Raw genomic sequence first — 5777 nt, forward strand, 5'->3', positions numbered from 1 at the left:
ATACGGTCTATCTTGAGAAGTCTGGCTGCTTTTGACTTATTTCCTCCCACCTTACTTAGCGTTTTTATAATGATATCCCGTTCCATTTCATTGGTGGTATCCCTTACTAAATCATGAAGCGAGCTTCCTTCTCCCGACACCTCATTAAATTCAGGTTTTTCAGGTGTATTTAAATCATCATTTGGAAAATATATCCGGTCAATATTTTTAGAATTTGTTAATAGCGCTGTCTTTCTTATGGCATTTTTAAATTCTCTCACGTTTCCAGGCCACCGATATGTAAGGAGTGATTCCATTGCCTGAGGGGTAAAACCTTTTATGTTTTTTCCGAATTCATTATTGGCTTCATCTAAAAAACGTTTTGCTAATATTGGGATATCTTCTTTTCTTTCCCGAAGTGTTGGTATAATTATCTCGAATTCATTTAACCTGTAAAAAAGGTCTTCTCTGAATTTTCCCTTTTTTACTGCATTAAAAAGAGGGATATTTGTGGCAACAACAATCCTCACATCAACCTTTATGTCCTTTTTGCCTCCGAGACGCTGGACTTTTTTCTCCTGAAGTACCCGGAGAAGCTTTGTCTGAGCAGCTTCAGGAAGGTTCGTAATCTCATCCAGGAATAACGTTCCTTCTTGAGCCAGTTCAAATTTGCCTTCCTTTTGGTGGTCTGCCCCGGTAAACGCACCTTTTTCATAACCGAAAAGTTCACTTTCTACAAGGGTTTCAGGGATTGCTCCACAGTCAATTGCAACAAAAGCCCTTTCACGCCTTTGACTTTTCATATGTATTAACTGGGCAATTAACTCTTTCCCTGTACCACTTTCCCCCCTCAAAATCACGCTCACGTTTGTAGGACAAACAATATTAATGTATTCGAGGACTTGCTTTACTTTAGTGCTTTCTCCACCTAATTCCAAAACAATATCTTCTGCTGTTTTTTCTCCAAGTTTTTTCCTTAGATGTTTAACCTCCCTGGTGAGGTAATGGGTTTGAAGTGCTTTACTGATAATTAAAAGAAGCTCATCGTTATTAAATGGTTTGGTGATATAATCGTACGCTCCCAATTTCATTGCATTCACTGCATCTTTTATGTCTCCGTAGGCTGTAAGCATGATAATTTGTAAATCTTTATCAATCTTCTGCATTTCATTCAGCACTTTCATACCATCCATTCCTGGAAGTTTAATATCAAGTAAAACTAAATTCGGGTCATTTTTTTTAACTTCTTTAAGCGCGCTTTCACCATCTAAAACAGCAATTGTCTCATACCCTTCTTCATGCAGTAAATTCGAGAGGATATGCTGCATATCTTCATTGTCTTCAACGATCAATATCTTTGTCATCTTTCAAACCCTTCTTTATTTTTTGTTCTCTTGAAATAGGTAGTCTTACAATAACCTCTGTGCCCTGACCAATCTCACTCCTCAAACTGATACTTCCTTTGTGGTAATTAATAACCTGCTGAGCGAGGCACAACCCCAATCCTGTTCCATTTTTCCTTGTAGTAAAAAAAGGGGTAAATATATTATCTAAATGTTTTTGAGCAATCCCGTCACCGGTATCTGAAAAATTTGTTATTACCTCACCATTTAAACTATCATTATAGGTAGTTACGGAAAGTCTTCCACCTCTGGGCATTGCATCAAGGGCATTTAAAATGATGTTTAAAAACGCCTTTTCCATCCGTTCCCCATCAAAATATATAATAGGCAATCTTTTCGAGCATCTCTTATGCAGAAGAATATGCTGTTTTTCGCATCTCGTTCTGACAAGGTCACATGCCTTATCTATAACTTCACCTATTTGACCTAATTGCGATGAGACCTGGCTCGGTTTCGCAAGGTCAAGAAGTTCCTTTATAATCCTGTTGGCGCTCTCTGAGTTACGCAGGATTACCTCCAGATGTTTCTTTATCGGCTCATCGCGCTCATGTTGGCAAGGGGATTCCGTAGTTCATGGGCTATCCCCGATGAAAACTTTCCGAGAACAGCAAGCCTCTCTGCCTGGAGCAATTCCTGTTGTGTCTCAGTAAGTTCATTGTATGCTTCTCTAAGCTCTTCCTCAACATATTTACGCTTTGTAATATCGTGGATATTCATTACTGCCCCTGCCACTGTCTTATCTTCAAGAAGGTTTTTGGCTGAGCATTCAAGAAAACGCCATGAACCATTTTTATGCTTATACCATATATTGAAGGATCTTGTACTGCCCGGGTTTTTCAATAATACTTTAAATTCGTCCATAACCTTTGGCAGATCATCAGGATGCACAAAATTGAATGCCTTTTTTCCGATAAAATCTTGGGGACTATATCCAAGAATATGCTCAAGAGAGGGGCTTTCGTATTGTACAACCCCTTTTTTGTCTATAACCGCTATGGCATCAGGAACATTTTCCACCAGGGAACGAAAATGCTCTTCGCTTCGACGTAATATTTTTTCTGCTTCCTTCCTTTCTGTAACATCCCTTAAATAAGCAAGGGTGGCTGGTTCTCCTTTATAAATGATTTGATTTGCAGAAACTTCAATATATACTGGTGTCCCATCTTTCTGTATTCCTCTGAACTCATATTTGTCCCTGACTAATTCTCCTTTTTGTCTCAGGCGGTTCTTTTCCATTACCATCTCCCGGTCATCGGGATGGACATTCACAAAGGAGCTTTTGTCTAAAACCTCTTTCGGGTTATCATAGCCGAATATCTCTAAAAACTTCTGGTTTACATAGATGTGCTGGTCCCCCTTTACTATCGCAACACCGTCATTTGAATTCTCTATCGCTATTCTATAACGTTCTTCGCTTTCTTTTAAACTTTTATCCAATCTGTGTTTATAAAGCGCAATTTCTATAGCGCTGTATAGCTCCCCTTCTTCAAATGGTTTTAATATGTATCCAAAAGGTTCTGTGATTTTTGCTCTTTCTATGGTCTCATCATCGACATATCCAGTAAGATATACAATAGGTATGTCAAAATGAGTACGAATCTCGGCGGCTGTTTCTATCCCATTCGCTTTTCCTTTAAGCTTAATATCCATTAGTACAAGATCAGGCTTAACCGTTTTTATCTGTTCCATAGCTTCCTTTTTCGAGAATGCAATGAAGGGTTTATAATCTGCTTTCTTCTTTAAAATGTTTTCTATGTTTTTTGCAACAATGGCTTCATCTTCAACAATAAGTATATGCTTGCTATTCATGCCTTCATCACTATTCAACATTCACATTTCACCTTTTAAAATCATTGACACCATGTAATGTATCCGTTATTATTATAATTATGAAGAAGGAGGCATACCGGAATGCTTGAAGCAAAAGTTATGGTTAAAGAAAAAATACCCATCCCCGCAAGAGTTATAAAAAACCTTTCTTTGAAGGATGGGATGGTGATAGAAGGCATTGTGGAAAAAGGGAAATTGCTCATTCTAAAAAAAGGCGAGAGAACAAAGAAAGTTCTGCAATTCGCAGGTATCTGGGAAAATGAAGAAGTTGATAAAATTTTTGTAAAAATTCGCAAAGACTGGGATAAATGGCAGAAAAACTTGCATGTGTAGATACTGATATTTGCGTAGATTTCCTTAGAAAAAAAGATCCTGGTTATACCCTTTTTATGCGATTTATCGAACAATACGAACCATGCGTAACAGCCATTACTGCGTTTGAACTTTTTCTCGGCCAGATGAAGATGAAACGTAAGACCGGGATAGATAACTTCCTTGAGCAATTTATTCTTCTCCCTTTCGATTACAAGGCATCAAAAACAGCGGCAGAAATACAGTCCCTGCTCGATATAAAAGGCAAAGGAATTGGGTTTCCCGACACTCTTATTGCAGGTATTTGTCTCGCCAACAACATATCTCTATTGACATTAAATACAAAACATTTTTCAAGGGTGTCAGGTTTGGAACTTATCATATTTGATTAATCCTCCAGGTTTGACCCTTCTCTGTTCACAGTTCACCATTCACAGTTTAAATCAAAAATCGCAAATCGTAAATCAAAAATTCCTTTCTCATTTTTCAACTTGACACCTTATATGTATAAAGTTACACTATAGTATAACTTGCCAAAGGAGATTTACAATGCGTTTTGCCGGTGTTAAAGAGCTTAAACATAAAACAATGGATATACTCAGGGCATCCAAAGATGAAGATATTGTTATAACAGCATATGGTAAACCCACTGCCATCCTTCATCATATAACCGATGATGACCTTGCCGATTATTTGATTGAAAATGACCCTGTATTTAAAAACAGGATTGAAGAAGCATATACAGAATATACAGCAAGCGGGGGCGTAACCGTTGATGCCCTTATACACAAATTGGAAAAACGGCGTGACGTTAAAAAAGTTTAAGGTCATATTTAGTCTTTCCGCTCAAAAAGAAATAGAAAACCTCGAAACAGATGATGCGATTCAGATCGCAAAGGATATAAAATCATACCTGGAAACCTCCCCGATTCCTTTTGGCAAAGCAAGAATTAAGAAGCTGACCGGCTTTGAACCACCCCTCTATAGAATGAGAAGCGGCGACTTCAGGGCATATTATCGTATTGTCTCCAATTAAGTTATAATACTGGCAATCACCAATAAAAAAGATAGCGAAAAGGTCTTGAAAAAACTTCAATAAGATCATCTTTGTTTCTCGTTCCTCGTCTTCTCCTGCTTCACGGTCTTACGCTCAGAAACGCATACGCCGGGACTACTTCAATTGTCTTACCGTCAATCTGTATCTTCTCCTCATCCTCGTAAGTCACAATTATCCCTTGTGTAATGCCTGTTTCTTCCATCGCCCTGACAAGCGCCTTTGTTTCCCGCTTTCTCACATTTTCTGTGCGTATCTCTTTTGTAACTTGAATGAGTCCCTGGTTCCCCCCGCTCTCCCTGTATATAAAATCCACTTCACCGCCATTGTTCGTTTTGTAATAGAACACCTCTTTATTCTCCTGTTTCAGTTTGAGAAAAACGAGGTTTTCAAGGAGATGACCCATGTTTTCAGAGAAATTGAATGAAACGGCATTTGCCAGACCTGTGTCAATTGCATAGACCTTTTTTGGGCTGTTGATCTGTTTTTTCACGGAAAAATCAAAGGCATTTACAGTAAACAGCAAAAAGGCATCCTCAAAGTATGCCAAATATTCCTTGATTGTCTTATCGCTCAAGCTGAGCAGTTTTGACAGACTGTTGTACGTATACAGAGAGGCAACATTCGATATGAGATAGAAAAAGAGATGCTCGAGGTCACCGGCCTTTTTAATTCCAAAACGTGGCGCAATGTCCTGATAGAGAATTGCCCTGGCATACATGACGAGGATTTCTTTTTTCATCATCGGCTCACTGATAAAAGCTATTTCCGGGAATCCTCCAAGCTGAAGGTATTCATCAAATATTTTCCTGACCCTGTGACGCTCTTTAATGAAGGAGACGGCATCGGTAGCGTCTATGTCCATAGATGCAAGGTACTCCACAAAAGAAAACGGGAATACTTCTACGGGAACGGTTCTTCCTGACAGGAGGGTAACAAGTTCAGATGAGAGAAGCCGCGAGTTTGAGCCCGTAACGATAAATTTGATATGCCCTTTTTCATAACGGGATTTTACAAATACCTGCCATTCAGGGAAGAAATGCACTTCGTCAAGCATACAGTAGATTAAGCCTTCAGGGGAGATTAGCTTTATATATTCTCCATAGATTCTGTCGAGATAAGCAATATCATTTTTGTATTGGCTGAATTGAGGGTTTTCAAGATTTAAAAAAAGGATGTTTCCGGGGCGGACCTTTTTT

The 5777-nt window shown here is 38.7% G+C and carries 8 protein-coding genes; 4 read left to right on the top strand and 4 right to left on the bottom strand.

Annotated features, from left to right (window positions below; genetic code table 11):
* From NTU69_11405 to NTU69_11415, 3 genes are all read right to left on the bottom strand, one after another.
* The coding region (locus NTU69_11405) for a sigma-54 dependent transcriptional regulator (protein MCX5804114.1) at window positions 1–1343 on the bottom strand (1343 nt) is incomplete at its 3' end.
* Window positions 1321–1683 carry an ATP-binding protein gene (locus NTU69_11410; protein MCX5804115.1) on the bottom strand — a complete coding sequence of 121 codons (363 nt, stop codon included), beginning with the start codon at window positions 1681–1683 and terminating at the stop codon, window positions 1321–1323. The genes NTU69_11410 and NTU69_11405, both read right to left, overlap by 23 nt.
* A gap of 227 nt (window positions 1684–1910) precedes the next feature.
* Window positions 1911–3212, bottom strand: a complete 1302-nt coding sequence (locus NTU69_11415; GenBank protein ID MCX5804116.1) for a PAS domain S-box protein — start codon at window positions 3210–3212, stop codon at window positions 1911–1913.
* Between the two features lie 81 nt (window positions 3213–3293).
* Here NTU69_11415 and NTU69_11420 point away from each other — a divergent pair, with 81 nt between their 5' ends.
* The 4 genes from NTU69_11420 to NTU69_11435 all read left to right on the top strand — a co-directional run bounded on the left by NTU69_11420 (window position 3294) and on the right by NTU69_11435 (window position 4560).
* Window positions 3294–3545: a hypothetical protein gene (locus NTU69_11420; GenBank protein MCX5804117.1), complete on the top strand. Its 252-nt coding sequence runs from the start codon at window positions 3294–3296 to the stop codon at window positions 3543–3545.
* Window positions 3521–3916 (top strand): type II toxin-antitoxin system VapC family toxin, encoded by a 396-nt coding sequence (locus NTU69_11425; GenBank protein ID MCX5804118.1) that lies wholly within the window; start codon window positions 3521–3523, stop codon window positions 3914–3916. The genes NTU69_11420 and NTU69_11425 overlap by 25 nt, the downstream gene beginning before the upstream one ends.
* 157 nt (window positions 3917–4073) lie before the next feature.
* Entirely contained in the window at window positions 4074–4349 is a 276-nt protein-coding gene (locus NTU69_11430; protein MCX5804119.1) for a hypothetical protein, read from the top strand.
* Window positions 4330–4560 carry a hypothetical protein gene (locus NTU69_11435; GenBank protein MCX5804120.1) on the top strand — a complete coding sequence of 77 codons (231 nt, stop codon included), beginning with the start codon at window positions 4330–4332 and terminating at the stop codon, window positions 4558–4560. The genes NTU69_11430 and NTU69_11435 overlap by 20 nt, the downstream gene beginning before the upstream one ends.
* Window positions 4561–4660: 100 nt before the next feature.
* Here the strand turns inward: NTU69_11435 and NTU69_11440 are convergent.
* Window positions 4661–5777: ATP-binding protein (locus NTU69_11440; GenBank protein MCX5804121.1), on the bottom strand; the 1117-nt coding region annotated here is incomplete at its 5' end.

The sequence above is a fragment of the Pseudomonadota bacterium genome (assembly GCA_026388215.1).
GTDB lineage: Bacteria > Desulfobacterota > Syntrophorhabdia > Syntrophorhabdales > Syntrophorhabdaceae > JAPLKF01.